The sequence below is a fragment of the Peptoniphilus sp. HMSC062D09 genome (genome assembly GCF_001811425.1).
In the GTDB taxonomy this organism is placed as follows: domain Bacteria; phylum Bacillota; class Clostridia; order Tissierellales; family Peptoniphilaceae; genus Peptoniphilus_A.
Genome location: NZ_KV804709.1, coordinates 95,380 through 122,353 on the forward strand (window position 1 = coordinate 95,380; position 26,974 = coordinate 122,353).

The window sequence follows — 26,974 nt, forward strand, 5'->3', positions numbered from 1 at the left end:
TAATAGGAGGAATTATGAAACTTTCAAAGAGAGGTCTCTTTAACGAAAAGGGAGACATTGAAACATCTAAGAGAAGAGTTATTAACGGAAACACAACAAACTTAAATGATTTTAACAACCTTAAGTATAGCTGGACGAGCGACTGGTATCGCCAAGCCATGAATAATTTTTGGATACCAGAAGAAATCAATCTTTCCCAAGATGTAAAGGACTATAGGCTTTTAGATGTCCACGAAAAGACTGCCTACGACAAAATTTTGTCTTTTCTTATTTATCTTGATTCACTACAAACTGCACAAATTCCAAAACTTCAATCCTATGTAACGGCAAATGAAATAAATTTGTGCCTATCAATCCAAGGTTATCAAGAGTCCATTCACTCTCAATCTTATTCCTATATTTTGGACACAATTTGCTCTCCTGAAGAGAGGGAAGAAATCCTCTACCAATATAAGGACGACGAAGTCCTCTTAAAGAGAAATAAATTTATTGGCGACCAATACCAAGATTTTTATGAAGATGAAAATATTGACAACTTCATGAAGGCCCTTATTGCAAATTATATTTTGGAGGGAATTTATTTCTACTCAGGCTTCTCCTTCTTCTACAATCTTGGCAGAATGGGCAAGATGCCTGGCACAGTTTCTGAAATAAGATACATCAACAGAGACGAGAACACTCACCTTTGGCTCTTTAGAAGTATTATTCTTGAAATGAAAAAGGAAAATCCAGAAATATTTACTGATGAAAATATAAAAAAATATAAAGAGATGCTTAAAAAAGGTGTTGAAGAAGAAATCTCTTGGGGTAAGTATGTCATAGGCGATGAAATTAGAGGTCTAAATGAAAAAATGATCCAAGACTACATTATGTATCTTGGCAACTTGCGTTCAAGAAATTTAGGTTTTGGAAATCTCTTTGAAGAGAACACTGAAGAGCCTGAATCTATGAAGTGGGTCAGCGAATACTCCGATCCAAATCAAATTAAGACAGACTTTTTTGAAGCAAAGCCATCTGCTTATTCAAAATCTTCTGTAATCGAAGACGACCTTTAATAGCAATAAATTTTAGCCGGATCTTGTATCCGGTTTTTTAATTAAAAATTTTAAGCTACATAATTCATCCCAATAAAATTAGGAGGATAATGATGGAAGATAGAGACAATAATAATAAGAGACCACAGTATAATTTGCTGAGATATTATTTAGTTGTCATCTTGGCAGTTTTTGCACTTAACTGGTTGATTCTTCCCATGCTTTCACAAAACAGCATGGAGAACGCAGCCTATTCCGACTTTAGAAGAAATTTGAGCCAGGGAAAAATTGAGGAAGTAAACTTTAGACAGGACCAAATTCTTTACACCCTAAAGGATGAAAAGAAAATTTACAAGACTGGAAAGATGGAAGACCCAGACCTTGTTAAAGATTTGGAAGAAAAAGATGTAAAATACTCTTCAGAAATTCCTGAAAAGCCAAGTTTATTTATGTCCTTTATAATGACTTGGGGAATTCCAATTTTGTTATTTTTCTTTTTACAAAGAGCCTTTGCCAAGAAAATGGCAGGCATGACTGGTGGTCCTGGAGGAATTTTTGGCGGCGGAAAGAAAATTGAAAAATACGAACCCAATGGCGAAACTGTAAACTTTGATGATGTGGCAGGTCAAGAGGAGGCAGAGGAATCTCTCGTTGAAATTGTTGACTACCTAAAAAATCCACAGAAGTACACAAAGATTGGGGCAAAGTGTCCAAAGGGAGCCCTACTTGTTGGACCTCCAGGAACTGGTAAGACCCTACTTGCAAGAGCAGTTGCTGGCGAAAGCCATGTGCCTTTCTTCTCCATAGCAGGTTCTGAATTTGTGGAAATGTTCGTTGGTCGTGGAGCTGCAAGAGTGAGAGAACTTTTTGAAGAAGCGAAGAAAAATGCTCCTTGCATTATTTTTATAGACGAAATCGACACAATTGGAAAGAAGAGAGACTCAGCAGGAATTTCAGGTAACGACGAGAGAGAGCAAACTCTAAACCAACTTTTGACTGAGATGGATGGTTTTGACGGCAACATTGGCATAGTAATGCTTGCAGCAACAAATAGACCAGAAATTTTAGACCCAGCCCTACTAAGGCCAGGAAGGTTTGATAGACAAATCAGAGTTGAACTTCCAACACTAAAGGACAGAATTGAAATATTAAAGGTTCACGCCAAGAGATATCAAATGGAAGATGACATTGACTATTCACTTATTGCAAGGTCAACTGCCGGTGCATCTGGTGCCCAACTTGCAAATATTTTAAATGAAGCTGCCCTTCGTGCAGTTAGAATGGGTCACGACAAAGTTCGTCAAGAGGACATTCAAGAGTCCATAGAAGTTGTAATTGCAGGCGCACAAAGAAAGCAAGATATACTATCTCCAGAAGAAAAGAAGAGGGTATCCTACCACGAAATTGGTCACGCCCTTGTTGCTGCCCTTCAAACTGGTTCTGAACCTGTAGAAAAAATTACAATTATACCAAGGACTTCAGGAGCCCTGGGCTACACTATGCAGGTACCAAAGGATGAAAAAAATCTTTACACAAGAGAAGATCTTATAAACCACATCACAACTCTTTGTGGTGGTCGTGCAGCAGAAGAAGTTATCTTTAACGAAGTTTCAACTGGCGCTGCCAACGACATTGAAAAGGCGACAGAAACTGCCAGGGCAATGATAACTCAATATGGCATGGCTGACGAGTTTGGCATGGTTAAGTTCCAAGATTCTGGCTCAAGATATATGGGCGATAATGGAAACATGAACTGCTCTGAAGAAACGCGAAAAGAAATTGACGACTTAATGGTAAAAATAGTAAAGAGTGCCCAAGAAAATGCAAGAAAATTAATTGCAGACAACAGAGATGCCATGAAGGAACTTGCAGAGTTCTTGCTTGAAGAAGAAACCATAACAGGCAAGCAGTTTATGGAAATTTTATCAAAATACAAAAATTTTGATGAAGAAAAATAATTTGATTAAGAAAAAACATCTTGATTAAGAAGAAGGCGGCTGAGGCTGCCTTTTTTGTTTGCCAAAAAAAATCCTAGAGGCAAAACTCTAGGATTTTTAGTAATATAAATTGAATAATATTTTCAAGAATCTTTATTTTATTTTGAAAGTTTTGAAATAATTTGTGCAACTTCTGCCCTTGTCAAGTTTGCCTTTGGAGAGAACTTGTTATTTGAAGTGCCGCTTAAAATTTCCTTGTTAGCTAGGAATTGGATGTCTTCAAAAGCCCAGTCAGAAATTTCTTTTTCGTCGTCAAAGACAAAAAGCTTTTGAGTTGCAGCATCATCGCCCATTAGTTTTAGATAAGATGCTAAAATGTGAGCCATTTCTTCACGAGTGATTTCTTCTGTTGCTAGAGCCTTTGAAGTCTTTGGAAGAAGTTTATTTTCTACAGCCCAATTCATGTATTCAGTGTAGAATTTTCCTGCTTCGATGTTCTTATCCTTAACTTCAGCAAATTTTTTAGTGTCAACATTTCCTAGTCTTCCCAAAATTGTTACAAATTCTCCACGAGTGATCTTGTCATTTGGAGAGAATTTAAGGTCAGATGTGCCAACCATTAATTTTTTGTTCATGGCTTCGATAATTGGTTTTCTTGCCCAGTGGTCGATTAAGTCAGTCTTTGAAACTTTAGAAAGTTCGCCTTGAAGTCCCTTTTCAAATTCAAATACTTCTTTTTCCCATTCCATTGTCTTTGCAGTAGAAAATTCTGCTGCCTTAGCCTTGTCTTTAGAGTAAAGGGCAATCCATTCTTTTTCAACTTCTGGAAGTTCTTTCATAACTTTTTCTTCGAAATCAGTTACTTTCTTGCGAGTTGCTTCGCCAAGTTCTTCCCTATTTCCTGATACTAAATCATTTACAGATGAGCCAACCCAGTAATATGAATTTGCATCGTAAATTGGGGCGTTATTTTTTGCTTCAGCTGTAGAATCGTTGATGTCAGGGAAAATTGGAATCCAAGGAATATTTAATGGGCTTCCTAGAGTCATCCACATGATGCCAGGTGCATCCTTTGGATAGCCCTCTTTAATTTGGAAGATATGAGCTTGCATTGTGTTAATTGATCCAATTGGTCTCTTGTGAGTCTTTGGATTTGCTTTTCTTTCAGCCTTGTTGTCTGATGGAATATATTCTGTTCCTTCAAATCTATTTCTAAATACATTTAGGGCATGTTCAATTGTAATTTTTTCTGAGTCCTTAGAAAGGTCATTTAATAGTTCAAACCTATCTGCATCGTAAGGAACTTTTGAATTAGGGTCTAAGTCGTGAATACCAGACCAAACTCTTGAACGGCTAGTGTCAGAAATTTCCTTTGGACCATAAGAGCCAGCCATGTCCATTAAGCCGTCTGCTGTTTCCTTATAAGTCTTTGCCTTCTTTGCAACTTCAACAATGTCTTTTGATGCAATTACATTTTCCTTGTCCTTAAGGTCAACGCCACCTAGCCAATAATCGTTAGGGAAAATACTGAACTTGTCGGCAGGATATTTTATAGCAACATATTGGTGGCCAGAATAAATTTCCATGTACCAAACTTCATTTTGGTCTCCAAAGGCTACGATGTCGCCCATGGAAGCGCCTTGCTTGTCAATTGTGTCAGCTAAAAGTTCAATTGCTCCCCTAGCAGACTTTGCATGTGCAAGTAAAAATGTAGTCATGCTTGCTTCGTTAACGCCATTCTTAACAAATGGGTCTGCCTTTTCAATTTCTTCTGATGGGTCAGCAGAAACTGTACAGAAAATGCCAACACCAGCTTCGTTGTAGCCAGCTGCATCATAAACGCCTTGTTCCATTTCCTTTGGCTTAGCAGAAGAGTCTGGAGTTGAGAAGAATTTTAGGGAGTCTTCTGGGTGTATGTATTCAAATCCATTGTTTACGTCCACAAGCTTGCTGCCCTTTTTAAATTCTCCGCGAGGGTGACATACAAGTCTCATAGTTCTATTTCTTTGATAGTCTTCAGTTCTACCAAAGATAAAAGATCCGTCAGCTGTAAGGTCCTTTCCTACAATAATTCCTGTGCAGGCAAAAGTTGGAACTGCCATGGAAAGAACTAGGGTAGAGGCAAGACCTGCCACTAATAATTTTTTCTTACTATTTTTCATAATAGCCTCCTATTAAAAATTTTCTCTTAATAAAATTGTTTTCCTTGTGAATAAATACAATTTTTAAGAGAAAGACTAAATATAAATTACCACCTCATTACCATTAAGTCAATGTTTTTATTGGTGCACAATTATTCGTCGCTATAGTGAAGAAAAAGGTTTGCACTATTTTACTTTTGAAGAAGAGTCAAGCCTTTGAAAGATAAAGCCTTATTTGGGTATAAGTAAATAGGTGATTATATGAAAAATATTAAAGTTATATATTTAGCTGGGGGATGCTTTTGGGGCACTGAAGCTTATTTTAAAAAATTAAGGGGAATTGCAAAGACTCTCGTAGGCTATGCCAATGGCGATAGTGACGAAACATCTTATGAAATTGTGGCAAGGACTGACCACGCAGAGACAGTGAAAATTTATTACGATTTTTCAAGAATTTCTCTCACAGAAATTCTCCTCCACTATTTTAGGATTATAAATCCAAAGTCCATAAATAGACAGGGTAACGACATGGGAAGGCAGTACCGCACTGGAATTTATTGGGAAGAAGGAGACTCTGAGTCCGAAGAAATAGTTAGAGACTTTATAAAATATGAGGAAGAAAAAATTGGAAAAGTAGCAGTGGAAATTTCTCCCCTTAAAAATTTTGTCAAGGCAGAGGACTACCACCAAGACTACCTAGACAAGAATCCAAGCGGCTATTGCCATGTGAACTTAAGTAGGGCAGAAGACCCAATAATTGATGATGACAGAAAATTTCTTGAGGATAAAAAAGGTCAGCTTGACGATCTTTCCTACAATGTCATGGCAAAAGCAGGCACTGAAAGACCCTTTACCAGCAAGTTAAATGACGAGTACAGAAGGGGAATCTATGTAGATAAGCTTTCTAAGAAGCCTCTTTTTGCATCAAGTGACAAATTTGAATCTGGCTGCGGCTGGCCATCCTTTTCTCGACCAATTGTGTCAAATTATTTAGATGAAAATGTAGACACTTCCTTTGGCATGGTGAGAACTGAAGTGAGATCAATTTCTTCAGATTCCCACCTTGGTCATGTCTTCGGTGACGGACCAAGTGACAAGGGCGGGCTTAGGTACTGCATAAATGGTGCAGCCCTGGAATTTATTCCCTATGAAGAAATGGATGAGAAAGGATATTCAGATTATAAAATTTTTGTTAAGTGAATAAATTTTTTTGAGGACCTAATTAAATAAGAGGGTCCTTTATTTTTATAAAAATTCTCTATTTTTAAAGAATTTATGTGGATAAATGAAGATCAGACTCTATAGTTTAGTATATTACTAAGCTCAAATTTTACATTGAAAAAGGCTTTTTGATATGGTAATCTAATTATTAGAGGAAAACAATCCCAAATAAATATAAGGAGGTGAGAAAAATAGTTTATAGAGAGGAAATTTTAGAAGAAGCTCTCAACTTAGGTAGGAAATACTTACACGAGGGAGCTGTTGCAGATTACATTCCTGAGCTTGCAAAGGTTGATGCAAATAAGGTTGCAATTTCAACAATTGAAGATGGAAAATTGACAAGCGTTGGCGATTCAAAAGTAAGGTTTTCAATTCAATCAATTGTAAAGGTAATTTTATATTCCCTTGCCATGAAAAATTACAAGGTCGCTGAACTTAAAAAATATGTTGGTGTTAGACCATCTGCAAAGCCTTTTAACAGCGTCATTGAACTAGAACTTTCTGAAAAGAGAATACCAGTTAATCCTTTTATCAATGCTGGAGCAATTATTATAGTAGCTATTTTATATAATGTTTACAGAGAAAAAACTTTTGATGTTATTCTTGAAAAGACAAGTGAGTTTCTAGGAGAAGAAGTGGACTACAGCAGAGAAATTGCTCAGTCAGAAAAAGAATCTTCTTTCACAAATAGGACCCTAATTTATTTAATGTTAGCTAAGGGACTTTTGCCAAGTGACACAAAGGTAGAGGAAGTCTTAGATACATATTTTAAAGCTTGTTCCATTCTTGTCAACACAGAAAACTTGGCTCACATGTCCTATGTCATTTCCAATGACGGTATTGACCTAGAAGGCAAAGAGATTATAACAGCAAGGGAAGCGAGAGTTTTAAGGTCCCTTATGGCAACTTGCGGAACTTATGACTATTCAGGAGATTTTGCAATTAGAGTTGGACTTCCTGCTAAATCAGGTGTGGGTGGCGGAATAGTTACTGCATCAAAAAATAAAACAGGACTTGCAGTATATGCACCAAGACTTGACAAGCACGGAAACTCTTACTCTGGAGTTAGAATGTTAGAATTTTTATCAAATGAATTAGACTTATCAATTTATTAGAGAGGTGGAAAATGAGAGAATTACTTTCAGCCGTTAATGGCGTTTTATATTATCCAATACTTATTATAGTATTACTTGCTTGTGGATTTTATTTCACAATTAGAACAAAATTTATACAATTTGGATTATTAGGTGAAGCTTTTAAAGTAATAACAGAAAAGCCAGAAGGAAAAGATGATGTATCTTCCTTCCAAGCACTTATGGTATCAACTGCATCAAGAGTAGGTACTGGTAATATCGTTGGTGTTGCCAATGCAATTTGTCTTGGTGGACCAGGAGCAGTATTCTGGATGTGGATCATTGCACTTATTGGTGGTGCATCAGCTTTTATTGAATCAACACTTGCACAAATTTATAAAAAAAGAGGATCTGACGGAGTATCCTATGGTGGACCTTCATACTACATCGAAAATGCAATTGGCTCAAGAGGACTTGGAGTTCTATTTGCAGTAGCACTTATAGCAACTTACGCAGTAGGATTTAACATGCTTGCATCCTTCAATCTTCAAGACTCCTTTAGAGTATATGACTTCTATGTAACAGGAAAAACTTCTTGGATGATAGGTGCTGTACTTGCCCTAATCGCAGGATATTGTATCCTTGGCGGTGGCAAGAGAATAATAAAATTCACATCTTTATTAGTACCAGTCATGGGTGTTATTTTCGTAATCATGGCACTTGTAATGATAGTTATAAACATTAAAAATGTTCCAGCAATGTTTGGAATGATCTTTAAAGATGCTTTTAACTTCAAGGCAATCTTTGGTGGAGTTGCAGGTTCAGCATTAGTAGAAGGTATTAAGAGAGGTCTTTACTCTAACGAAGCTGGTATGGGTTCTGCTCCAAACGCAGCAGCATCAGCATCAGTATCTCACCCTGTAAAACAAGGTTTAGTACAAATGATTTCTGTATTCCTAGACACAATTGTAATTTGTTCAGCAACTGCCTTTATGTCACTTTCATCAGGAATAGCTCCAACTGAAGAATTAGCAGGAGCACCATTTGTTCAAGCATCACTTTCAACAGTATTTGGACCTTACGGAAACATATTCATAACAGTTTCCCTTGCCCTATTTGCTTTCACAACACTACTTGGAAACCTATACTACGTTGATTCTTGTTTAACTTACCTTAATAAGAAAACACCTTCAAAGACATTTATGCTTAGCTACAGAATTATAGCAATCATATTAATCTTTGTAGGAGCTGGTATGGAAATGTCACTTGCATGGGATGTTGCCGACTTCTTAATGGGAGTTATGTGCTTAATCAACATTCCATCAATTTTATATCTTGGAAGCATTGCACTTAAAGCTCTTGAAGACTATAAGAAACAAAGAGCCGAAGGCAAGAACCCAGTATTTAAGGCAGAAGCAGTTGGCATCGACACTTCAAAACTAGACTACTGGAAATAATTTTTTCAATAATAATTTTGAAAAATTTGCTAAATAAAAAATTTGGACCTAGGTTTATAACTTAGGTCCAATTTTTTTGCAAAATTTTAATTAGATGGGGGAATTTTTAAGAATAAAAACTTCTAAGAACCATCTAAAATTTTAAAGATAAGGGGAAAATTTGTTGACGGTCTAAAAAAGCTCAGGCCTTCTCGCTTTGAGCCTTTGTTTTTACTTTAAAATTTTTATTATCTCCTCTTGTGCATCTCTTCCTTCTTTGAAGATTGACAAAAGTGGATAGCAGTGGCAAAGTCCCTCGCCCACAATTATTTTATACTTTATGCCATAATTTTTTAGGGCTTTCTCAAATAGTGGGGCAATGGCATAGATTACTTCCCTTGATCCAAAGTAGAGGTAGGTCATGGGGAAGTCCTTAAAGTTTCCCCTAAAGGGATAGAGCATGTAGTCTGGTACAGCTTTTCCCTTTGTCATAATATTTTTTGCAGTTTCAAAATATTTATAGTCAACTATAATATCTTTTTCGTTTAATTTTTTAAGATTATCCATGTCAAGCTCTTCACATAGACAGCCACCTGGGGAAGACGCGATTATTTCTTTTGGCATCCTTATGTCCAACTTGTTTTCGTTTATGTAAAGGCAAATTCCAAGAGCAAGGGAGGCTCCAGATGAAAATCCAATAAGAGAAAGGGGCTCTTTATCTTCTTCATTGTAGGTTCTTGTCATCTCTTCATAAACTTTTACCGTTGAAGCATAAGCCTTTACTATGCTGTTTTCTATGCAAAGTGGATAGAAGTAAAACCAGACATCCTTCCCCGTCTCGTGGCAAATTTTTTTCGCAAGATTTAAATCTCTCTTGTCGGGATTTGTTATGTAGCCGCCGCCAAACAAGTATAAAATAGCCCCAGCCTTTTTATTTTTTGAGTGAAGAATGATTAGTCTTTGGGACAAAAATATTTTATCTTCAAAATAAAGATCCTCTTCATCAAAAACTTTAAAGCTTGGCTTTTGATTTTGCCTTCTGGCATAATTTAAAATTTTGTCCTCTGGAAGTAGAAATATTTTTTTAAGTCTAATTAATTTTACAAATTTTTCAAGAATTTTATATGTAAAGCTCATGGCGACCTCCCTATTTTCAAGGCGATTTTATCACTTTGAGAAAAAGAAATTTATAAAAAACTTGGCGTAATTTATTTAATTTTAAAGAAATACATCTTGCAAGCAAAAGGTGCACCTCTAATAGTTTTCTACTACATCATAAATTAGAAAAATTAATCCACCAAGAGTGTTTTTTTATATTGAAATAGATTTAAAGAAGCCCTTGTGATAATATAAATGTATATGGAGGTGTTTACATGGATACCAGTCGACCCTGGAAAAATGTATTAGTCTATGCGATAAAGGAAGATCTAAAGATTTAGCAAGAGCTAAGTCTATTTAAGTATGCCTCTTTACCGCCTAGACAGCGGCTTTTTTTATGCAAAAATTTAAGGAGGCTTTATGAAAAATTACAATAGAGAAGAATTACTAAAGACACAAGAATTAATCAACAGGATGGACCCTGTTGATATCGCAGAAAAACTAGAAGACCTACCAAAGGAAGAAGTTGCCATTTGGATAAAACTTTTGAACAAGGACCTCTTGGCAGATGCCTTTTCACTTTTGCCAAGGGACAAAAAAATTGAGATAATGGGTTCTCTTTCCCAAGAAAAAATCATGTCCCTTATGAAGGATTTGGAAGAAGATGAACTTGTAGATACCTTGCAAGAATTGCCAGCCAACATGGTTAGAAAGCTAATGAATCACTTCATCGAAGAAGAGAGAAGACCAGTCATCAATGAACTTTTGGGCTATCCACAAGAGTCCGTTGGTTCAATTATGTCCGTTGGCTTTATCTTTGTAAAGAAGACGGCGACTCCAACTGAGGCACTGGAAAAAATAATTCACTCAGAACTTGATGCAGATAGACTGGAACAAGTTTGGGTCACAAATGAGTCCCTAGTCCTCATAGGCTATGTGAACCTAGCCGACCTTCTTCGTAACAGAAATAAAAATATTGAAGAATTTATGCACCCAATAAATTCCAGCGTCTATGCCACAGATGACCAAGAAGTTGTTGCTAAGCTAGCCTTTAAGTATGACCTATCAGAAATACCTGTAACAGATTCTGAAGGTAGACTTGTTGGTATAGTTCCTGTAGAATGGGCTATCGACGTAATGCACGAAGAATACGAAGAAGACCTTGCAAATATCCATGGTATTAGCGAATCTACACCAGAACACTATTGGGACAAGTCAGTTTTTAGACTTGCAAAAGATAGAACAATGTGGCTAATAATTTGCCTTGTGACGGCAACCTTTACTAGCTTTATAATAAAAAGATACGAAGCACTTTTAGCATCAAGCGTAGCGCTCGCAGCCTACATTCCCATGCTAATGGACTCAGGCGGAAATGCAGGAACACAATCATCTACCACAATAATTCGTGGGATTTACACAGGCGAAGTTGAATTTAAAGAATTTTTTGCAGTAATGTTTAAGGAACTTCGCATTGGGCTTATAGTTGGGGCAATACTTGTAGTAGTAAATATAGTTAGAATGTCCATCCTTGATACAGTTAATTTTGGAGTGACACTTACAGTTTCTATTACACTGCTAACGACTATAGTTTTGTCAAAGATGATAGGCGGAATACTTCCACTAATAGCAGAAAAACTAAAAATTGACCCAACAATTATGGCTGGTCCACTTATCACAACTATAGTAGATACCCTCGTTCTCTTCGTATATTTCGAAGTGGCAACTATGTTAATAGGTGTTTAAAATATTGAAGTCAAAAATTTTTTACTGACTAAAAACTATGGAATAAATTATGGTTATAAATTATATAGAAAAAATATTTAAATCGCGGTACTTATGTATCGCGTTTTTTTTGGTGAAAATAAAAAAAAGAGACCCTTACGGATCTCTAAATTTTAAAATTTTTAGTTGTTATGTACCTATAGCTTCATATCTCTTAAATTAAGCATTTTAACCTTTAGCACTTAGCTACTTCAAATGAGATACTTTGCTACCTTTCCCTTGCGGGATAAATTAAAACTCTTCATTGGAATCACCTTTTCTTAGTTACCAATTTTGTTTTCTCTAGCTAGCTTAACTATAGTATAATGCATGAGTGCATTTTTGTCAATGTTTTCCTAAAAATTTTTTATCTTTTTTAAATTTATTTTTTTCTCGTCAATTTTTCCTTCATTGAGGGCATTGTTTAACTCAATAATTGTTTGATTTGCAGAGTTTAGAGAGCCAATCTTTATTATATAGTTCTTTGATTCCTCTCTACCCTTAATCATAATTTCTTCGTCCTTGGACTTGGAAATAGATTTCATGTTTTCATAGGGGAAGTAATAGTTGCCAATTACTAGTCCCTTGTCGTAGGATCCTACAAGTGTTCCTAGCCTGTCTTTTCCATCTCTAAAGGATGATCTCTTAGAAATTTCGTATATATCTGTTTCTTTTTCTTCTTTTTTAGGGAATTTTCCATTTTGCATGTTGTATAGGAATAGTAAAAATAGTCCTATTAAAAAAAATGGATTTGCCAAAGCATTTATTATTTCCACATTTCTTAGATATATTTGTTGCAAGAAATATATATTTACAAAAATTAAAAATCCTATGTAGACGATAATATTTATATAATAAGTCCTCTTTCTTATTTTTAAGCCGGGAAGTTTTAAGATTTTATTGAATTTTGTAGAAAAATCCACTGCAGTCATTATAAATAGGTAGTTAATTATTGCCCAAAGTATGGAATACATTATACTTGCTTGTCCCAATTGTGACTTCATTCCTGATAAGTGAAAGCCAAAGGGTATTAGGATGGAAACAGCGAGAATTATGTTTTGTAATTTTTTATTCAATTTTTGCTCCTTTCTCATTAAAATAATCCCTCCTGGGATTATTATTCGTCATATTTATTTAAGCCATATTTTTCTATTACAGATATTATTTTGTTGGCATAGTTGGGGTCTGTTGCATAGCCGCCTTCTTGAATATACTTTGCTGCATCCCTGTAGTCCTTGGCAGTTTTTACTTTTGCATACCTCTTTGCAGTGGAAAGAAGTTTGGCGTAGTGGTTAAAGGACTCACTCTTTGAAGAATATTTTTTAAAAGACTCCATGTACCTTCCACTTTGCCCTTCCACATATTCTTCTGTCTCGAAGACTATACCGTCGCCCTTTTTCACTGCCTTTATGCCAAAATAGTTGTTGTAGTCTCGTGAAAGCTCAGACCTTCCCCAGTTGCTTTCAAGAATTGATTGTGCAATCATTACTGAAGGGAAGAGATCATTTCTCTTGGCAACTCTAACTGCCAATTTTGCACTATCTTCAATATAATTTTCTCTGTAATTTTCTTCTTCTAATCTTTTTCTTTCTTGCGACCTATTTATGAAAAAGCTCATTACAAAAATAATGGCAAGAAAGCTTAGGATGATTACAAGACAGCCGCAGCCAATTTTTTTAATTTTCATTTTTCACTTCTTCATAAAGTTTGCTTATTTTTTTGTTTAAAATTGGGTGAAAATAATTTGGAATTAGTTCATTTAGTGATTCCAAAACAAATTCACGGTCTGCAATATAGGGATGAGGCACTACTAATTCGTCAGTAAAGATAATTTCTCTATCGATAAATAAAATATCTAAGTCAATTGTCCTTTCGCCCCATTTTTCGTGTCTAACTCTACCTAAATCAAGTTCTATCTTTTGCAAAATGTGAAGTAGGTCAAGTGGGTCTTCGAAAGAAGATACTTTTACAACTGTGTTTAAAAAGTCGCCTTGGTCAGTTTTGCCCCAAGCCTTAGTCTCTATAATACTTGCCTTTTCTAGAATCTTTAAGCCTTCCTCTTCCATCATTTCAAGGGCGCTTTTTATATATCCTTCTCTATCGCCAAGGTTTGTGCCAATGCCTATATAATAATTTCTTCTCTTTTTCTTGCAGCTAACTGATGCTGTGTCTAGGGGCAAATTTATTGGTGCCCAAGGTTTTTTTATAGTGACTTCAACTGTCTCTGCAATTTCATAAGTGTCAAAAATAAATTTTGTAAGCTTGTAGGCAAGAGTCTCGATTAAGTCTTCAGTTTCATTGGCAAATAGGTCGTAAAGCTGGTGGGATAATTTTCCATAATCTATGGATTCATCCAAATTTTTTTCTATTGCACATTTTCTAAAGCTCAGTCCAATTTCTGCACTTATTAAAAATTTTTGTCCAAGTTTTTTTTCTTCTCCAAAAAGTCCATGATTTGCATAAACTTCAAGGTCTTTTATCTTGATAAAATCCATAATTCTCCCATCAATATTTTATTTCGTGATTTTTCTTTTCATAGGACCAATTGCATTCATCATAGGCAGGGCACCTAAAGCAAGGTCTTGACAGCTTGTCTGCCCTATAAAAAATATTAAAAAATTCGTCTTCTGCAGCATCCTTAGTCCTGTGATAAGAAATGCAGCTTAAAATTCTATTTTTTTCTTCAAGAGAAAAATCTGTAATTTCTAAAATTTCTCTTGCTATATCCACTGATCCTATGGCATGGTTTATGCCTTCCTTTATCTCTAGAACTCGTCCCAAATCGTGAAGGAGGGCAGTGGCATAAATCATGTCCTTATCTACATCCACATCTTCTTCTAATTTTAATATATAGCAAATTCTAGCCACAGATATAAAATGTTCATAATTGTGCCTGCAAAAAAATCTGTCTCTTTCAAGGTATTCTAATTCATTTAAATAGTCCCTGTAAATTTTACTTAAAACTATTTTGTTTGTATTTTTCACTTGAATTCAATTAACCTAAAAGCTTCTTGCTTTTGTTTTTCATCAGTTTCTAAAACTCCTCTGGCTACAGCTGTGACAGTCTTTGAGCCAGGTTTTTTAACTCCTCTCATGTTCATACACATGTGCTCAGCTTCAATTACAACTAAAACTCCCTTTGGCTCAAGATATTTCATCATGGCATCTGCAACTTCAATGCTAAGTCTCTCTTGAAGTTGTGGTTTTTTTGCATAAGTTTCTACAGTTCTTGCAAGTTTAGAAAGTCCTGCAACCTTTTGGTCTGGAATATAGGCGATGTGTGCCTTGCCATAAAAGGGAAGGAAGTGATGTTCGCACATTGAGTAAAAGTTTATGTCCTTTACTACAACTATATTGTCTTCAGTGATTTCAAAAGTTTTTGAAAGATGTTCTTCAGCAGTCTTGCCAATTCCAGCAAAGACTTCTTCATACATCCTTGCAACTCTTGCTGGAGTTTCAACTAGACCTTCTCTAGTTTTGTCTTCTCCAATTGCTTCGATTATCATTTCTACAGCTTTTTCAATTTTTTCTTTATCCATTATAATCTCCTCATGGGTTCCTTTTATTTATAAATTTATAAATTTTATTATAACACATTGGTCTTAACATTTATATTAAATACCCACAAATTAGCGATTGTAATAATTTAATCAGGTTAATATTATCATTAATTTACAATTTATTTATAATTTGATACAATATTTGCCGAGGTGTAAGATGAAGAAATTACTTCTATACTTATCTGCTGCCCTAATCTTTCTCTCAGCTCCCCTAAATGTAGTTGCTGTAGATGGTGTGGCAGTAGAAAATGCAAATACAAATGTAACAGCTCAAGAAGTTGATCCAAATACAATTAGAAATCAAAACTTTTTAGTGCCAACTAAAGAGGGTGTGCAAAAGGCAAACCAATATGAGGCAGACAAAATTAAAAAATTGGAAGAAGTTCCCTTGGAGGGACTTACTAAGTCCTATCTCTTGGGAGATTATAAGTCTGGCGAAATTATAGACGGCTACAACTTAGATGAAGTTCGTGCAATGGCATCCACTTCTAAACTCGTTTCCATCTTTGTAGTCTTAGATAAAATTGAAGAGGGAAAAATCTCACTAAATGATGAGGTGGAAATAGACCACGAAGTTGCATCCCTAATGGGCTCTTCCTTTAAACTAAAGGAAGGGGACAAGGTTAGCGTCGAAAAACTAATAAAGGCATCAATGGTTGTCTCAGGTAACGATGCAATAACAGCCCTTGCAAAATATATTGGCGGCTCAACAGAAGGCTTTGTCAAGATGATGAACGACAAGTGCGAAGAACTTGGACTAAAAAATGCCCTCATGATAAATCCAACTGGACTCACTAATTATGAAATTATCGAATACAACAAGATGACTACCAGAGAAATGTTTAAGCTTGCAAGAGAACTTTTGAAGGTCCATCCTGAAATTTTAAAGTACACAAGTATTGAAAAAATAGAAGAGCCTGACAGAAATTTTATTGAGTACAACACAAACCCTGTCCTTGGCATTGTGCCTGAAGTGGACGGTCTAAAAACTGGCTACACAAATGCAGCAGGCAGGTGTGTAATTTTGACAGGTCTTGAAAAGGGCGTTGAAGACAAATCAAAGGACATGAGGTTAATTTGTATAACAACTGGTTCAAATTCCGATTTCGAAAGATTTGTGGCTTGCAAGAGACTAATCACAAGTGGCTTTGAAGGCTACGGCTATAATGCAGTGGGCGACACAAGTAAAGAAGTGAGGACCATTGAAGTCCTTAACTCTCAAGATGAAAACATACCAGTCTATCAAAAGGAAGTGGGATATGTTCTCTCAAAGTCTGACGAAAAATTAAAAGAAATTGTAAAGATTGACGAGGACTTAAAGGCTCCCCTAGAAGCAGGCACAAGCGTTGGGAAAATTTCTTTTTATAAAGATGACGACTTAATTTATGAAAGTGATTTAATAATTAAGGACAAAGTCTATGAGAGAGGATTTCTCAACAAATTTAAAAGAGTCTTCGAAGAAATTTTTGTCAACATGGAAAAAGCAGCATAAATTTTAGGTTTAATTTTAAACTTAGGATAAATTTAAAAAAGTTAATAAAAAATAGAAGTGTCACAAATAATTGACACTTCTTAAAATTTTTTATACAATTATTTTATAGGTCTACGTAGCTCAGTAGGATAGAGCACACGCCTCCTAAGCGTGGGGCCGGAGGTTCGACTCCTCTCGTGGACGCCACAAATCACTTGCCAAGGGCAGGTGATTTTTTTTTCACAAATTTTTTTATTTCATAAAATTTTTTATTTCATAAATTTTTTTATTTTGCGAAAATTTTTCTTTAATCCTTATAAAGCTCCATTACATTTATTACTGGCACTTCATAGGGATGATTTTCTCTTATTATTTTCATGACTTCATCTAAATCTTTTTTTCTTATCCTAAACTCGACCTTATTTTCCAGGACATCTTCCACTTTTCCAAGACTACCTATGTAGGGGTTTGCTCCTTCTATGGGTCTAAAGTGACCTGTTACAGGTGTTTCGGCATAGCAAAAGTCATAATTTTCTTCTTTTAAAAATCCGCCTTCATTTACTTTTTCCATTAATTTTTTTGTATTTTCTCTCGGTATAAATACTTCTATTTTTAAAAATTCCATGATAAACCTCCCCTCTCTATATACCCAAACTTATTAAAATTTGTTTAAAGACATGGTATCTGGTTATAAATTAGTTAGGAGGGAAGATTATGATAAAACTTTTAATTAAAGTCCTAGTTAGTGGAATAGCAGTACTTATAACTTCTGCCTTATCACCAGGCATTCAAACAGATGGATATTCAACTGCAATTATGGCAGGTATTGTAATAGGAATTTTAGACTGGGCTATTAATAAATTCACAGGCATTGACGCATCAGCTTTTGGCAGAGGCGCCGTTGGATTTGTTGTTGCCGCTATAATTTTATTCATTACAGGCAAAATTGTAGACGGATTTACAGTATCAGTTCTTGGTGCTATTATCGGTGCTCTTATTCTTGGTATTGTAGATACTTTCTTACCAGTTGATAAAAAAACTATGTAATATAATTTTTAAGGCTCGATATAATCTCGAGCCTTTTTTTGTGGATAAGTGAGAAATTTTTAGGTTTTTTATAAAATTTTTAAGATTTTTACAAAAAGTTATCCACAATTTTTTGTTTTTATCTACATTTGTTAGTAATTGCTTGCCTTTAGCTTTAAATTCTATATTAAATTCAAATCTATTTGAAAAGTTTTTTTTAATTATAAAAGAAAGACCTATTATTACTTGAAGTTTAATCAAGCTAATAGGTCTTTAAAATTATTTATTTTCTTTTTCGTCAATTCTTTTAACTGAAACAGTTTCTATAACTCCACCAGTTGCCATTTTTACTATTTGGAAGAGGTATTCTCCATCCTCAACTATTACTCCAGCCCCTGCTTCTTCTGCATTCTTAATTAGAAGTGCTGTTACATAGCCTCCAAGTGTAGTTGAATCTCCTGGGTCTATATCAAAGCTATATTTTTTGTTGAGAATCTTAATAGGCGTTGAGGCAGAAAATTCATTATTTTCATTTCCTGATACATCCATATTAACTCCAGTGAGTAAAAATTTTCTAGTAGCAAATAAAACTGCAATTGCAACTGTAGCTATAAGTAAGTCCACCATATTGTCTGAATATACTAACATCTTTCTTGAAATTACAAGCAATATTAAGTGAATTATGTTTGTATCAGTATGTGCGATCATTAGCACTACAAATTCTATTGCTATTACTAATAAGAGTACATGGGAAAGAAAATTTTGAAATATTTTGTAGGAAAGTGTGGCATCACTTGTTATTATTTTAAAATAATATTTCAAAATATCTGGCACCGATATAATAACTCCAGCTATTAGCATAATGGACACAACTATTTCAAATATATTTACTAGTTTTAAAAGTGTAACTAGATACCTATTTCTGTTCATTATACCTCCATAGTCTTTACTAATTCTTTTTTCATTTTCTCTAAAACTTTCTTTTCTATCCTGGAAACTGTCATTTGTGAAATGTTAAGTTCCTTTGCAATGACAACTTGTGTCTTTTTATTAAAATATCTGTCTATTAAAACAGTTTTTTCCACTTCATCTAAATTTTCCATGGCTCTTTTGAAAAAGTCATTTGATTCAATTTTGTCGAAATATTTTTCTTCTACTCCAATTAGATCTGATAGGTTAACTTCACTTTCGTCTCCTGAATCATAAGTTATGTCAAGAGACTGTGGAGTGTAGACCTTTGATGCTTCCATAGACTCCATAATCTCTTCTGGAGTTGAATTTAAAAATTCTGCAATCTCATCAATAGTTGGAGTTTTTTGATATTTTTGAGATAGGGTTACAGTTGCATTTGCAATTTTTTTAGAAAGTTCTTGGATTCTTCTTGGAACTCTAATAGTCCATCCATTGTCCCTAAAATATTTTTTAATTTCTCCAATAATAGTTGGCGTGGCAAAAGAAGAAAACTCGAAACCCTTGTCTGGGTCATATCTCTGTATAGCATAGATTAAACCAATAGATGCAACCTGATAAATATCGTCGTAATCTATCCCCCTACCTGTATATTTTTTAGATAGGATTTCTGCAATATAGAGGTGCTCTTCTATTAAAATATCTCTTATTTCTTGGTCTTCAGTTTCGTGATATTCTTTGAAAAGTTCCTTTCTCTCTTCTTTTGTAAGCCTTCTATCTAAATTGTTGTATTCCTTTAAATTCATAACAAATCCTTACAATTTTTTTGATAAAATAAATGTATTTTCATTAAAATAACATTCGTCTACAAGAGAGTCTATAATCGTTTTTGCGAGGAATAATTTCTCACATGATTCTAGTTTTTCTTCTTCAATTTCACTTACACAAATTTTTATATTTTTTTCATCTTCTATTTCAAATACCAAGTCAATATGATCTTCTTCATTTAAATTATGTGCAATGTTTAAACTTTCTGTAACTGCCATTTTTAAGTCTTCAATCTCTTCAATATTTCTATTTAAAAGATTTAAGATTCCTGATAGCATAAGCCTTACTGTAGAAAAGTATTTTGCATCATTTGGTATTTGATATTTAAGCCTATCCATACTACCCCCTGATTTCAAACATATCTTCAAGTTTAGTTATCTTAAAGAGCTTTAGTATTGAATTGTTTAGATTTTCAATTACAATTTTATGACCGTCTTTTTCTATTTCCTTTAAGATGAAAATAAGTGAACCAAGACCTGTTGAGTCAAGATATTCCAAGTCACTGCAATCAAATAAAATATCTTTTTTGTCTTTTTCATAAATCTTTAAAGATTTTTCTTTGAATTTTTTTGTATTATATACATCAAGTTCTCCCTTGGGATATAAAACTAAAAATTCATCAGTATTTTTTGACTCTAATTTAAATTCCATAAAGCCTCCTAATCTCCAATATAGTTGGCAACAGCTACAACTTTAGCATCTGTCAAGTTCATAAGTTTAACCCCAGAAGTATTTCTTCCTTGAATTGAAATGTCCTCTGTCAAAATTCTAATAATAATTCCAGAATCTGCAATTATCATTACATCGTCTTCCTTTTCCACTACTGCAGCAGCAGCTACATCTCCAGTCTTCTTAGTAATTTTATAAGTTAGAAGTCCCTTGCCGCCTCTGTTTTGTGGTCTGTACTTAGCTATTTCAGTTAATTTTCCAAAACCATTTTCTGATATTACGAGAAGATACTTATCTTCGCAAACTAAATCAGATGAAACTACAATATCATCATCATCTAAATCAATTGACTTGACTCCCATAGAATTTCTGCCAGATTTTCTAACTTGTTCTTCATTAAATCTTATAGCAAGACCTTTTTTAGTTACAAGAATTACATCTTCCTCATTCTTAGTCAAATGAACATCAATTAACTTGTCGCCTTCATTTAATTTTATGGCAATTATTCCAGTTTTTCTAATGTTTTTATATTCCTTAAAAGGAGTTCTCTTAATAAGTCCCTTTTCTGTAACCATTAAGAAATTCATGTCAGGGTCATATTCTTCCACTGGAATTATTGAAGTAACTCTTTCACCTTCTTGAAGATCAAGTAGATTAATAATTGCAGTTCCCCTTGAAGTTCTTGAATCTTCTGGAATTTCATAAGCCTTTAACTTAAAGACATTTCCTAAAGATGTGAAGAATAAAATCATATCGTGAGTTGATGTGACAAAAAGTTCTTTGACAAAGTCTTCGTCTCTCATATTTCCAGAGGAGACTCCTCTGCCGCCTCTCTTTTGTGGCTTATAAGTTCCCTCGCTCATTCTCTTGATGTAACCAAATTGAGTAAGAGTTATTACGACATCTTCTCTCTTAATAATATCTTCCATTTCGATATCAGTTCTGTCGTGAGAAATTACAGTTCTTCTAAGATCACCATACTTTGTTTTTATTTCAAGAAGTTCTTCTTTTATGACATTCATAAGTACATCGTTATTTTCCAAAACTTCTTTAAACCATTTTATGTCTGCCTTTAGCTTTTCATATTCGGCTTCAAGTCTTTCTCTTTCAAGTCCTGTAAGTCTTCTGATTCTCATATCCAAAATAGCTTGAGATTGTGCATCAGATAATTTAAATTCTTGGTAGAACTTTTCCTTTGCTTCATTGTCATCTTTAGATGACCTTACAATTTTTATGATTCTGTCAATATTATCTAGGGCTATAAAAAGTCCTTCAACTATGTGAGCTCTCTTTTCAGCCTTGTCTAAGTCGAACTTTGTCCTTCTAGTTACAACTTCAACTTGGTGGTCCACATAATATCTTATGATTTCCTTTAAATTTAAAACTTCTGGTCTTCCATTTACTAGGGCAAGATTTATAATTCCAAAAGTTGTTTGCATTTGTGTATTTTTATAGAGCTTATTTAAAACAACTTCTGCATTGGCATCTCTTTTTAGTTCAACAATTATGTTGATGCCCTTTCTATTTGAAGCATCTGTTATATTTGAAATTCCGTCAATTACTTTATTTTTTGCAAGGTCAGCAATTTTCATAATTAGAGCAGATTTATTTACTTGATAAGGAAGTTCTGTAATTACAATTTTTTCACGATTGTTTTTAAAACTCTTTACTTCTGCAATTGCCCTTACAGTTATTTTTCCTCTGCCAGTTTCATAGGCTTCCTTTATTCCTTCAGTTCCCATAATTTGAGCACCTGTAGGAAAATCTGGTCCCTTGATTATTTCATTTAATTCAGAAATGGAAATATTGTCGTTGTCAATATAGGCTATAATCCCATCAATGGATTCATTCATATTGTGGGGAGCCATATTTGTAGCCATACCTACGGCTATACCAGAAGAACCATTTACTAAAAGATTTGGAAATCTAGATGGAAGTATTGTTGGTTCATTTTCGTTTTCGTCAAAGTTTGGAACAAAGTCAACTGTGTCCTTGTTTATATCTCTTAGCATTTCTTCTGCAAGCTTAGTCATTCTTACTTCTGTATAACGCATAGCTGCAGCGCCGTCGCCATCAATATTGCCAAAGTTTCCTTGTCCATCAACTAGTGGATATCTTGTGTTAAAATCTTGTGCAAGTCTTACTGTTGCTTCGTAAATAGATGAGTCACCATGAGGGTGATACTTACCCATTACATCCCCAACAAGTCTTGCTGACTTTCTGTAAGGTCCACCTGATGCAAGGTTAAGTCCTTGCATGCCGTATAAAATTCTTCTGTGAACTGGTTTTAGTCCATCGCGTACATCAGGAAGTGCTCTTGCAACTATTACAGACATTGAATAATCGAGGTAAGAAGACCTCATCTTTTTATTAATATCTACATCAAGTATTCCTGATTCTATAAATTTATTTTCAGTCATCTTTCACCCCTATGCATCTATATAATCTGCATAAATTGCATTTTCTGTTATAAAATCTCTTCTTGGCTCAACATCAGTTCCCATTAAAATTGAGAAAGTGTCATCAGCTTCAGATAAATCATCTATATTTACCTTCAAAAGAAGTCTGTTGTCTGGGTTCATAGTGGTTTCCCAAAGTTGTTCTGGGTTCATTTCACCAAGACCCTTATATCTCTTAATATTTATCTTTGCGTCCTTGTATTCTTTAAGGGCAAGTCTAAGTTCCTTTTCATTGTGACAGTATCTAAGGATTTTAGTTCCCTTTTCTATTCCATAAAGTGGAGCTTGAGCAACATATACATGTCCTTCCTCTATGAGAGGCTTCATGTATCTAAAGAAGAAAGTCAAAAGAAGGGTCATAATATGGGCACCGTCCACATCGGCATCGGTCATGATTATTATCTTGTCATACCTTAGCTTATTTATGTCAAATTCTTCTCCAATTCCTGTTCCAAAGGCTGTTATCATGGCACGAATTTCAGATGAATTGAGCATTTTATCTAGTCTTGCCTTTTCAACATTCATAATCTTTCCTCTTAGGGGAAGTATTGCTTGGTAAGCTGAATCCCTGCCGTCAGTAGCAGAACCACCGGCAGAATTACCTTCTACTAGGAATATTTCATTTTTTCCTGGATCATCATTTTGACAGTCTTTAAGTTTGCCAGGAAGAGTCATGGACTCAAGATTATTTTTCTTTCTAGTTAAGTCTCTTGCCTTTCTAGCAGCTTCTCTTGCTCTTCTTGCTGAAAGAGCCTTGTCTAAAATTTGTTTTCCAACTTTTGGATTTTCTTCCAAGAAAACTGCCAAGTCTTCAGATAAAACTGAATCGACAATTCCTCTAGTTTCTGAATTTCCAAGTTTTGCCTTAGTTTGTCCTTCAAATTGTGGATCAGTAAGTTTTACACTTATTACTGCAGAAATTCCTTCTCTAACATCTTCACCAGAAAGATTTTCTTCTTTTTCCTTAATAATATTATTTTTTCTGCCATAATCATTTAAGGTTCTAGTAAGAGCAGACCTAAAGCCTGAAAGGTGACTTCCACCTTCTTCAGTATTAATATTATTTGCAAAGGAAAGCACAACTTCTGAGTAAGAATCTGTGTATTGAATTGCAATTTCTACTGCTGTTTCTTCTCTAATTTCATCTATATAAATAATTTCATCGTGAATTGCCTTTTTCTTTTTATTTATAAATTCAACAAAGGATTTAATTCCTCCTTCATAGTGGTAAACTTCATTTAATTCTTTTCTCTCGTCAATAAATTCAATTTTAATGCCCTTATTTAGAAAAGCCATCTCTCTAAATCTTTTAGAGAGAACTTCGTCAGAAAATTCTACAGTTTCAAAGATAGTATCATCTGGCTCAAAATAAATTGTTGTACCAGTATCATCTAATTTAGTTTCTCCAATTACTTCAAGTTCACTTTTTCTTATGCCCTTGGAAAATTCTTGTCTGTATATTTTTCCATCTCTTTTAACAGTTGCAACTAATTTATTGGAAAGAGCATTTACTACAGATACACCTACACCGTGAAGTCCACCAGAAACTTTGTAGGCAGAGTTGTCAAATTTTCCTCCTGCGTGAAGAATTGTAAGTACAGTTTCTACTGTAGATTTGCCAGTTTGTGGATGTATAGCAACTGGAATACCTGAACCATTATCAGAAATTTCTACACTTCCATTTTTATTAATTTTAATTATTATGTGATCGCATATGCCGGCTAAAGCTTCATCTATTGAGTTATCTACAACTTCATAAACTAGATGGTGCAAGCCTCTTGGTCCAGTAGAACCAATATACATCCCAGGTCTTTTTCTAACGGGATCTAATCCCTCTAAGACCTGTATGTCCGATGCGTCATAATGTCTTTTGTCCTTTGCCATTTTATCTCCTATTCTAATACATTACTTTACCTTCACTTATTTTATAAAAATTTGCATCAACTGATTTTAAAAAGTCATCAGTTTCTGTAGTAGTAATAAAGGTCTGTAAATCTTTTAATGAATGTAATAAATACCTACTTCTATTGGAATCAATTTCTGAAAAAACATCATCTAAAAGAAGAAGAGGTTTTATTTTATATAAATCTTTAATTAAATCTGCTTCAGCTAATTTTAAACTAAGTACAATGCTTCTCTGTTCACCTTGGGAGCCATAACTCTTAGAAGAAAATTTGTTGATCTTAAAATCTAAATCATCTCTGTGAGGACCAATAGTCGTGTATTTTTTTTCTATGTCCTTTGGAAGAGAATCCTTCATTAGTTTTAAATAACTTTCCATAAGTTCTCTTTCATCTACTAAAACTGGAACTGTGGAAAGATAGGTTATATTTAAATCATCGCCAGAAATTAATTTATAATGCTCCCTTGCAATTTCATTTAACCTCTTAATGGTTTTTAACCTCATGATAATGATTTTTGTGCCATTTTTTACCATTTCTCTGTCATACACATCTAAAAGATTTTTATCCATATTCATCTTAAGTAGTCTATTTCTCTCGAATAAAAGTCTTCTGTACCTATACATATAAAAATCGTAATTTAAATCGATATTTGACAGTAAATCATCTAAAAATTTTCTTCTTTCCTTTGGTGAATATTTTATAATATTGAGATCATCAGGATTAAAGAGGACTACAAACCTTGATTTTCTGTAATCCTTGGTGTTTACTTTTTCATCATTTATAAATAATTTTTTATTTTCAAACTTTGAAATTTCAACACGAAAGTCATCTTTATAATCGCCAGTATTAAATCTACTTATTATGCTAGAAGCATTCTCGTCAATATTTATGAGGTCTTTGTCCTTTGGATTTCTAAAGGAGTTTGCCCTTATAGACATATAAATTGATTCAATTAAATTTGTCTTTCCTGAAGCATTTAAACCATAAAGCACATTTATATTTTCACCAGGAATAAAATCTAAACTCTTGTAATTTCTGAAATTAAAAAGTCTTAGATATTTGAGTTTCATTTCTCACCAATTACAAATTCATTTCCTGCAAAGGAAATTTTGTCTCCCTTGTATAATTTTTTTCCTCGTCTAGTTTCTACTTCTCCATTTACTTTAACAAGTCCATCTAAAATCATAGTTTTTGCAAAGCCACCTGATTCTACAAGTCCTGTAAGTTTTAAGAGAGAATCTAGTTTTATAAATTCAGTGTCTATATTTATAGTTTCCATCTTTACCCCGCAAGTCTTACTGGAAGTACAAGATATATATAAGTCTCGTCTTCAGCTTCTGTAATTATAAGTGGGTTTACAGAATCTGTGAAATTAAGCACAATATCTTCTGATTCTAAAATTTTTACTCCATCTAAAACATATCTTGAATTAAAGGCAATATCTAAATTTTCATCATGTTCAGATGTCCTAACTTTTTCAAAAACATCACCAATTTCTGAATTACTTTTGATGTTAATATAATTTTCATTTACATTTAATTTTATAAGATTTGCCCTGTCTTCTCTTGCAAGAAGAGAAGCTCTTTCCACTGCAAGTTGAAATTCTCTCTTAGATACAGTAGTAGAAATTTTATTTTCATCTCTTAAAAGTGCACTGTAGCTAAAGAATTCTCCACTTAAAAGAGTACTATAAAATACAGTCTCATCAAATTTAAAGACTATATTATTTCTTGAAATGTTTAAGGCAACATCTATATCGTCATCAATTATTTTTACAAGTTCATTGAGAGACCTTGATGGAATTATAACTTTATTTTCTATTCCAGTTTCCTTTTCGAGCTTTTGAATTGCCATTCTAAAACCATCTAGTGCCACAAAGTTTATAAAGTTCTTCTTTATATCCATTAAAACACCTGTAAAGACAATTCTTGATTCGTCAGTTGAAACTGCAAAAGTAGTTTTCTTTACAATATTTTTTAAATCCTTAGCAGATATTAGTATCCTTATATCCTCTTCAACCTTTGGAAGATCTGGATACTCATCTGATTTTTGAGTAGAAATATTAAAAATAGAATCACCACATTTTAGGTTCATCATATAATTTTCTACGCTTATATTTATAATGTCATTTTCAAGTTTTCTGACAATATCCCCAAAGAGTCTGGAATTTATTACAATTTCTCCTTCTCTTTCAACTATGGCATTTAATTTTGTCTCTATACTTATCTCAGTATCCGTTGCCGTAAGTATTAAAGTATTATCCTTAGCTGTAATTTTTATACCTTCAAGAATTTGCATAGTTGTTCTTTGAGAAATTGCCTTTTGAACTATTGAAATATGTTTTGTCAGTTCTTTTCTGTTAACCTTTATTAGCATTTTTTCCTCCTAGAAAGTAGTATATTAATTAGTAATAGTAGTAGGGCTTGTGGATTTGTGTATAAGTCCCT

The 26,974-nt window shown here is 34.0% G+C and carries 25 protein-coding genes and 1 tRNA gene; 9 read left to right on the forward strand and 17 right to left on the reverse strand.

Going from position 1 to position 26,974, the window contains the following annotated elements; genetic code table 11:
* Positions 1-14 precede the first annotated feature (14 nt).
* Together HMPREF2801_RS05025 and ftsH are read left to right on the forward strand one after the other, a co-directional pair.
* A complete protein-coding gene (locus HMPREF2801_RS05025; RefSeq protein WP_070610946.1) occupies positions 15-1,055 on the forward strand; it encodes a ribonucleotide-diphosphate reductase subunit beta in 1,041 nt (346 codons plus the stop codon).
* 92 nt (positions 1,056-1,147) lie between these two features.
* Positions 1,148-2,992: an ATP-dependent zinc metalloprotease FtsH gene (gene ftsH / locus HMPREF2801_RS05030; protein WP_070610948.1), complete on the forward strand. Its 1,845-nt coding sequence runs from the start codon at positions 1,148-1,150 to the stop codon at positions 2,990-2,992.
* A 137-nt stretch (positions 2,993-3,129) separates the two neighbouring features.
* On the opposite strand, the gene HMPREF2801_RS05035 is transcribed toward ftsH, so the two are convergent.
* The gene (locus HMPREF2801_RS05035; RefSeq protein ID WP_070610950.1) at positions 3,130-5,133 is read right to left on the reverse strand and encodes a C69 family dipeptidase; all 2,004 of its coding nucleotides are present in this window, start codon (positions 5,131-5,133) and stop codon (positions 3,130-3,132) included.
* A gap of 240 nt (positions 5,134-5,373) precedes the next feature.
* On the opposite strand from HMPREF2801_RS05035, the gene msrB reads away from it, so the two are divergent.
* From msrB to HMPREF2801_RS05050, 3 genes are all read left to right on the forward strand, one after another.
* Positions 5,374-6,312 carry a peptide-methionine (R)-S-oxide reductase MsrB gene (gene msrB, locus HMPREF2801_RS05040; protein WP_070610952.1) on the forward strand — a complete coding sequence of 313 codons (939 nt, stop codon included), beginning with the start codon at positions 5,374-5,376 and terminating at the stop codon, positions 6,310-6,312.
* A 203-nt stretch (positions 6,313-6,515) separates the two neighbouring features.
* Positions 6,516-7,448 (forward strand): glutaminase A, encoded by a 933-nt coding sequence (gene glsA / locus HMPREF2801_RS05045; protein WP_246829977.1) that lies wholly within the window; start codon positions 6,516-6,518, stop codon positions 7,446-7,448.
* 11 nt (positions 7,449-7,459) lie between these two features.
* Positions 7,460-8,863: an alanine/glycine:cation symporter family protein gene (locus HMPREF2801_RS05050; protein WP_070610954.1), complete on the forward strand. Its 1,404-nt coding sequence runs from the start codon at positions 7,460-7,462 to the stop codon at positions 8,861-8,863.
* A gap of 210 nt (positions 8,864-9,073) precedes the next feature.
* On the opposite strand, the gene HMPREF2801_RS05055 is transcribed toward HMPREF2801_RS05050, so the two are convergent.
* Positions 9,074-9,979 carry an alpha/beta hydrolase gene (locus HMPREF2801_RS05055; RefSeq protein WP_070610956.1) on the reverse strand — a complete coding sequence of 302 codons (906 nt, stop codon included), beginning with the start codon at positions 9,977-9,979 and terminating at the stop codon, positions 9,074-9,076.
* 381 nt (positions 9,980-10,360) lie between these two features.
* Between HMPREF2801_RS05055 and mgtE the strand changes: the two genes are divergently transcribed.
* Complete coding sequence (gene mgtE, locus HMPREF2801_RS05060; protein WP_070610958.1) at positions 10,361-11,683, forward strand: magnesium transporter; 1,323 nt, start codon at positions 10,361-10,363, stop codon at positions 11,681-11,683.
* A 374-nt stretch (positions 11,684-12,057) separates the two neighbouring features.
* Here mgtE and HMPREF2801_RS05065 read toward each other — a convergent pair whose 3' ends face one another.
* From HMPREF2801_RS05065 to folE, 5 genes are read right to left on the reverse strand one after another with little or no spacing between them, the layout of a single operon-like run.
* On the reverse strand, positions 12,058-12,777 hold the full coding sequence (locus HMPREF2801_RS05065; RefSeq protein ID WP_246829978.1) for a hypothetical protein: 720 nt from the start codon (positions 12,775-12,777) through the stop codon (positions 12,058-12,060).
* Between the two features lie 41 nt (positions 12,778-12,818).
* On the reverse strand, positions 12,819-13,388 hold the full coding sequence (locus HMPREF2801_RS05070; protein ID WP_070610961.1) for a glycoside hydrolase family 73 protein: 570 nt from the start codon (positions 13,386-13,388) through the stop codon (positions 12,819-12,821).
* Positions 13,378-14,196, reverse strand: coding sequence for a 2-amino-4-hydroxy-6-hydroxymethyldihydropteridine diphosphokinase (gene folK / locus HMPREF2801_RS05075; protein ID WP_070610963.1), 819 nt, complete (start codon positions 14,194-14,196; stop codon positions 13,378-13,380). Before folK ends, HMPREF2801_RS05070 begins: the two co-directional genes overlap by 11 nt.
* Before the next feature lie 10 nt (positions 14,197-14,206).
* Positions 14,207-14,686: an HD domain-containing protein gene (locus HMPREF2801_RS05080; protein ID WP_070610966.1), complete on the reverse strand. Its 480-nt coding sequence runs from the start codon at positions 14,684-14,686 to the stop codon at positions 14,207-14,209.
* Positions 14,683-15,240 carry a GTP cyclohydrolase I FolE gene (gene folE, locus HMPREF2801_RS05085; protein ID WP_019125349.1) on the reverse strand — a complete coding sequence of 186 codons (558 nt, stop codon included), beginning with the start codon at positions 15,238-15,240 and terminating at the stop codon, positions 14,683-14,685. The genes HMPREF2801_RS05080 and folE overlap by 4 nt, the downstream gene beginning before the upstream one ends.
* Positions 15,241-15,418: 178 nt before the next feature.
* Between folE and HMPREF2801_RS05090 the strand changes: the two genes are divergently transcribed.
* Positions 15,419-16,753 carry a D-alanyl-D-alanine carboxypeptidase family protein gene (locus tag HMPREF2801_RS05090; protein ID WP_070610968.1) on the forward strand — a complete coding sequence of 445 codons (1,335 nt, stop codon included), beginning with the start codon at positions 15,419-15,421 and terminating at the stop codon, positions 16,751-16,753.
* Between the two features lie 109 nt (positions 16,754-16,862).
* Positions 16,863-16,939, forward strand: a tRNA-Arg gene (locus HMPREF2801_RS05095).
* Between the two features lie 100 nt (positions 16,940-17,039).
* Here the strand turns inward: HMPREF2801_RS05095 and cutA are convergent.
* Positions 17,040-17,357, reverse strand: a complete 318-nt coding sequence (cutA, locus tag HMPREF2801_RS05100; RefSeq protein WP_070610970.1) for a divalent cation tolerance protein CutA — start codon at positions 17,355-17,357, stop codon at positions 17,040-17,042.
* Between the two features lie 89 nt (positions 17,358-17,446).
* Between cutA and HMPREF2801_RS05105 the strand changes: the two genes are divergently transcribed.
* Positions 17,447-17,779 (forward strand): phage holin family protein, encoded by a 333-nt coding sequence (locus HMPREF2801_RS05105; RefSeq protein ID WP_070610971.1) that lies wholly within the window; start codon positions 17,447-17,449, stop codon positions 17,777-17,779.
* 258 nt (positions 17,780-18,037) lie between these two features.
* Here the strand turns inward: HMPREF2801_RS05105 and HMPREF2801_RS05110 are convergent, their stop codons facing one another.
* Genes HMPREF2801_RS05110 through dnaN form a run of 9 tightly spaced genes read right to left on the reverse strand, consistent with a single transcriptional unit; the run spans position 18,038 to position 26,903 of the window.
* Complete coding sequence (locus HMPREF2801_RS05110) at positions 18,038-18,688, reverse strand: transporter associated domain-containing protein (protein WP_070610973.1); 651 nt, start codon at positions 18,686-18,688, stop codon at positions 18,038-18,040.
* Positions 18,688-19,473: a SigB/SigF/SigG family RNA polymerase sigma factor gene (locus tag HMPREF2801_RS05115; RefSeq protein WP_070610975.1), complete on the reverse strand. Its 786-nt coding sequence runs from the start codon at positions 19,471-19,473 to the stop codon at positions 18,688-18,690. The genes HMPREF2801_RS05110 and HMPREF2801_RS05115 overlap by 1 nt, the downstream gene beginning before the upstream one ends.
* Before the next feature lie 9 nt (positions 19,474-19,482).
* Positions 19,483-19,833 (reverse strand): ATP-binding protein, encoded by a 351-nt coding sequence (locus HMPREF2801_RS05120; protein WP_019125343.1) that lies wholly within the window; start codon positions 19,831-19,833, stop codon positions 19,483-19,485.
* Position 19,834: 1 nt separating this feature from the next.
* A complete protein-coding gene (locus HMPREF2801_RS05125) occupies positions 19,835-20,146 on the reverse strand; it encodes an STAS domain-containing protein (RefSeq protein ID WP_070610976.1) in 312 nt (103 codons plus the stop codon).
* Positions 20,147-20,154: 8 nt separating this feature from the next.
* Positions 20,155-22,584 (reverse strand): DNA gyrase subunit A, encoded by a 2,430-nt coding sequence (gene gyrA, locus HMPREF2801_RS05130; RefSeq protein ID WP_070610977.1) that lies wholly within the window; start codon positions 22,582-22,584, stop codon positions 20,155-20,157.
* A 9-nt stretch (positions 22,585-22,593) separates the two neighbouring features.
* Complete coding sequence (gene gyrB, locus HMPREF2801_RS05135; RefSeq protein WP_070610978.1) at positions 22,594-24,507, reverse strand: DNA topoisomerase (ATP-hydrolyzing) subunit B; 1,914 nt, start codon at positions 24,505-24,507, stop codon at positions 22,594-22,596.
* Between the two features lie 13 nt (positions 24,508-24,520).
* On the reverse strand, positions 24,521-25,597 hold the full coding sequence (recF, locus tag HMPREF2801_RS05140; RefSeq protein WP_070610980.1) for a DNA replication/repair protein RecF: 1,077 nt from the start codon (positions 25,595-25,597) through the stop codon (positions 24,521-24,523).
* Positions 25,594-25,806: a S4 domain-containing protein YaaA gene (yaaA, locus tag HMPREF2801_RS05145; protein WP_070610983.1), complete on the reverse strand. Its 213-nt coding sequence runs from the start codon at positions 25,804-25,806 to the stop codon at positions 25,594-25,596. The genes recF and yaaA overlap by 4 nt, the downstream gene beginning before the upstream one ends.
* A 2-nt stretch (positions 25,807-25,808) precedes the next feature.
* Positions 25,809-26,903 carry a DNA polymerase III subunit beta gene (dnaN, locus tag HMPREF2801_RS05150; RefSeq protein WP_070610985.1) on the reverse strand — a complete coding sequence of 365 codons (1,095 nt, stop codon included), beginning with the start codon at positions 26,901-26,903 and terminating at the stop codon, positions 25,809-25,811.
* Positions 26,904-26,974: the final 71 nt, after the last annotated feature.

Coding starts and splice junctions, on each gene's coding strand:
- HMPREF2801_RS05025 (WP_070610946.1), top strand. CDS start 15: ATGAAACTTTCAAAGAGAGGTCTCTTTAACGAAAAGGGAGACATTGAA.
- ftsH (WP_070610948.1), top strand. CDS start 1,148: ATGGAAGATAGAGACAATAATAATAAGAGACCACAGTATAATTTGCTG.
- HMPREF2801_RS05035 (WP_070610950.1), bottom strand. CDS start 5,133: ATGAAAAATAGTAAGAAAAAATTATTAGTGGCAGGTCTTGCCTCTACC.
- msrB (WP_070610952.1), top strand. CDS start 5,374: ATGAAAAATATTAAAGTTATATATTTAGCTGGGGGATGCTTTTGGGGC.
- HMPREF2801_RS05050 (WP_070610954.1), top strand. CDS start 7,460: ATGAGAGAATTACTTTCAGCCGTTAATGGCGTTTTATATTATCCAATA.
- HMPREF2801_RS05055 (WP_070610956.1), bottom strand. CDS start 9,979: ATGAGCTTTACATATAAAATTCTTGAAAAATTTGTAAAATTAATTAGA.
- mgtE (WP_070610958.1), top strand. CDS start 10,361: ATGAAAAATTACAATAGAGAAGAATTACTAAAGACACAAGAATTAATC.
- HMPREF2801_RS05070 (WP_070610961.1), bottom strand. CDS start 13,388: ATGAAAATTAAAAAAATTGGCTGCGGCTGTCTTGTAATCATCCTAAGC.
- folK (WP_070610963.1), bottom strand. CDS start 14,196: ATGGATTTTATCAAGATAAAAGACCTTGAAGTTTATGCAAATCATGGA.
- folE (WP_019125349.1), bottom strand. CDS start 15,240: ATGGATAAAGAAAAAATTGAAAAAGCTGTAGAAATGATAATCGAAGCA.
- HMPREF2801_RS05090 (WP_070610968.1), top strand. CDS start 15,419: ATGAAGAAATTACTTCTATACTTATCTGCTGCCCTAATCTTTCTCTCA.
- cutA (WP_070610970.1), bottom strand. CDS start 17,357: ATGGAATTTTTAAAAATAGAAGTATTTATACCGAGAGAAAATACAAAA.
- HMPREF2801_RS05105 (WP_070610971.1), top strand. CDS start 17,447: ATGATAAAACTTTTAATTAAAGTCCTAGTTAGTGGAATAGCAGTACTT.
- HMPREF2801_RS05110 (WP_070610973.1), bottom strand. CDS start 18,688: ATGAACAGAAATAGGTATCTAGTTACACTTTTAAAACTAGTAAATATA.
- HMPREF2801_RS05115 (WP_070610975.1), bottom strand. CDS start 19,473: ATGAATTTAAAGGAATACAACAATTTAGATAGAAGGCTTACAAAAGAA.
- HMPREF2801_RS05120 (WP_019125343.1), bottom strand. CDS start 19,833: ATGGATAGGCTTAAATATCAAATACCAAATGATGCAAAATACTTTTCT.
- HMPREF2801_RS05125 (WP_070610976.1), bottom strand. CDS start 20,146: ATGGAATTTAAATTAGAGTCAAAAAATACTGATGAATTTTTAGTTTTA.
- gyrA (WP_070610977.1), bottom strand. CDS start 22,584: ATGACTGAAAATAAATTTATAGAATCAGGAATACTTGATGTAGATATT.
- gyrB (WP_070610978.1), bottom strand. CDS start 24,507: ATGGCAAAGGACAAAAGACATTATGACGCATCGGACATACAGGTCTTA.
- recF (WP_070610980.1), bottom strand. CDS start 25,597: ATGAAACTCAAATATCTAAGACTTTTTAATTTCAGAAATTACAAGAGT.
- yaaA (WP_070610983.1), bottom strand. CDS start 25,806: ATGGAAACTATAAATATAGACACTGAATTTATAAAACTAGATTCTCTC.
- dnaN (WP_070610985.1), bottom strand. CDS start 26,903: ATGCTAATAAAGGTTAACAGAAAAGAACTGACAAAACATATTTCAATA.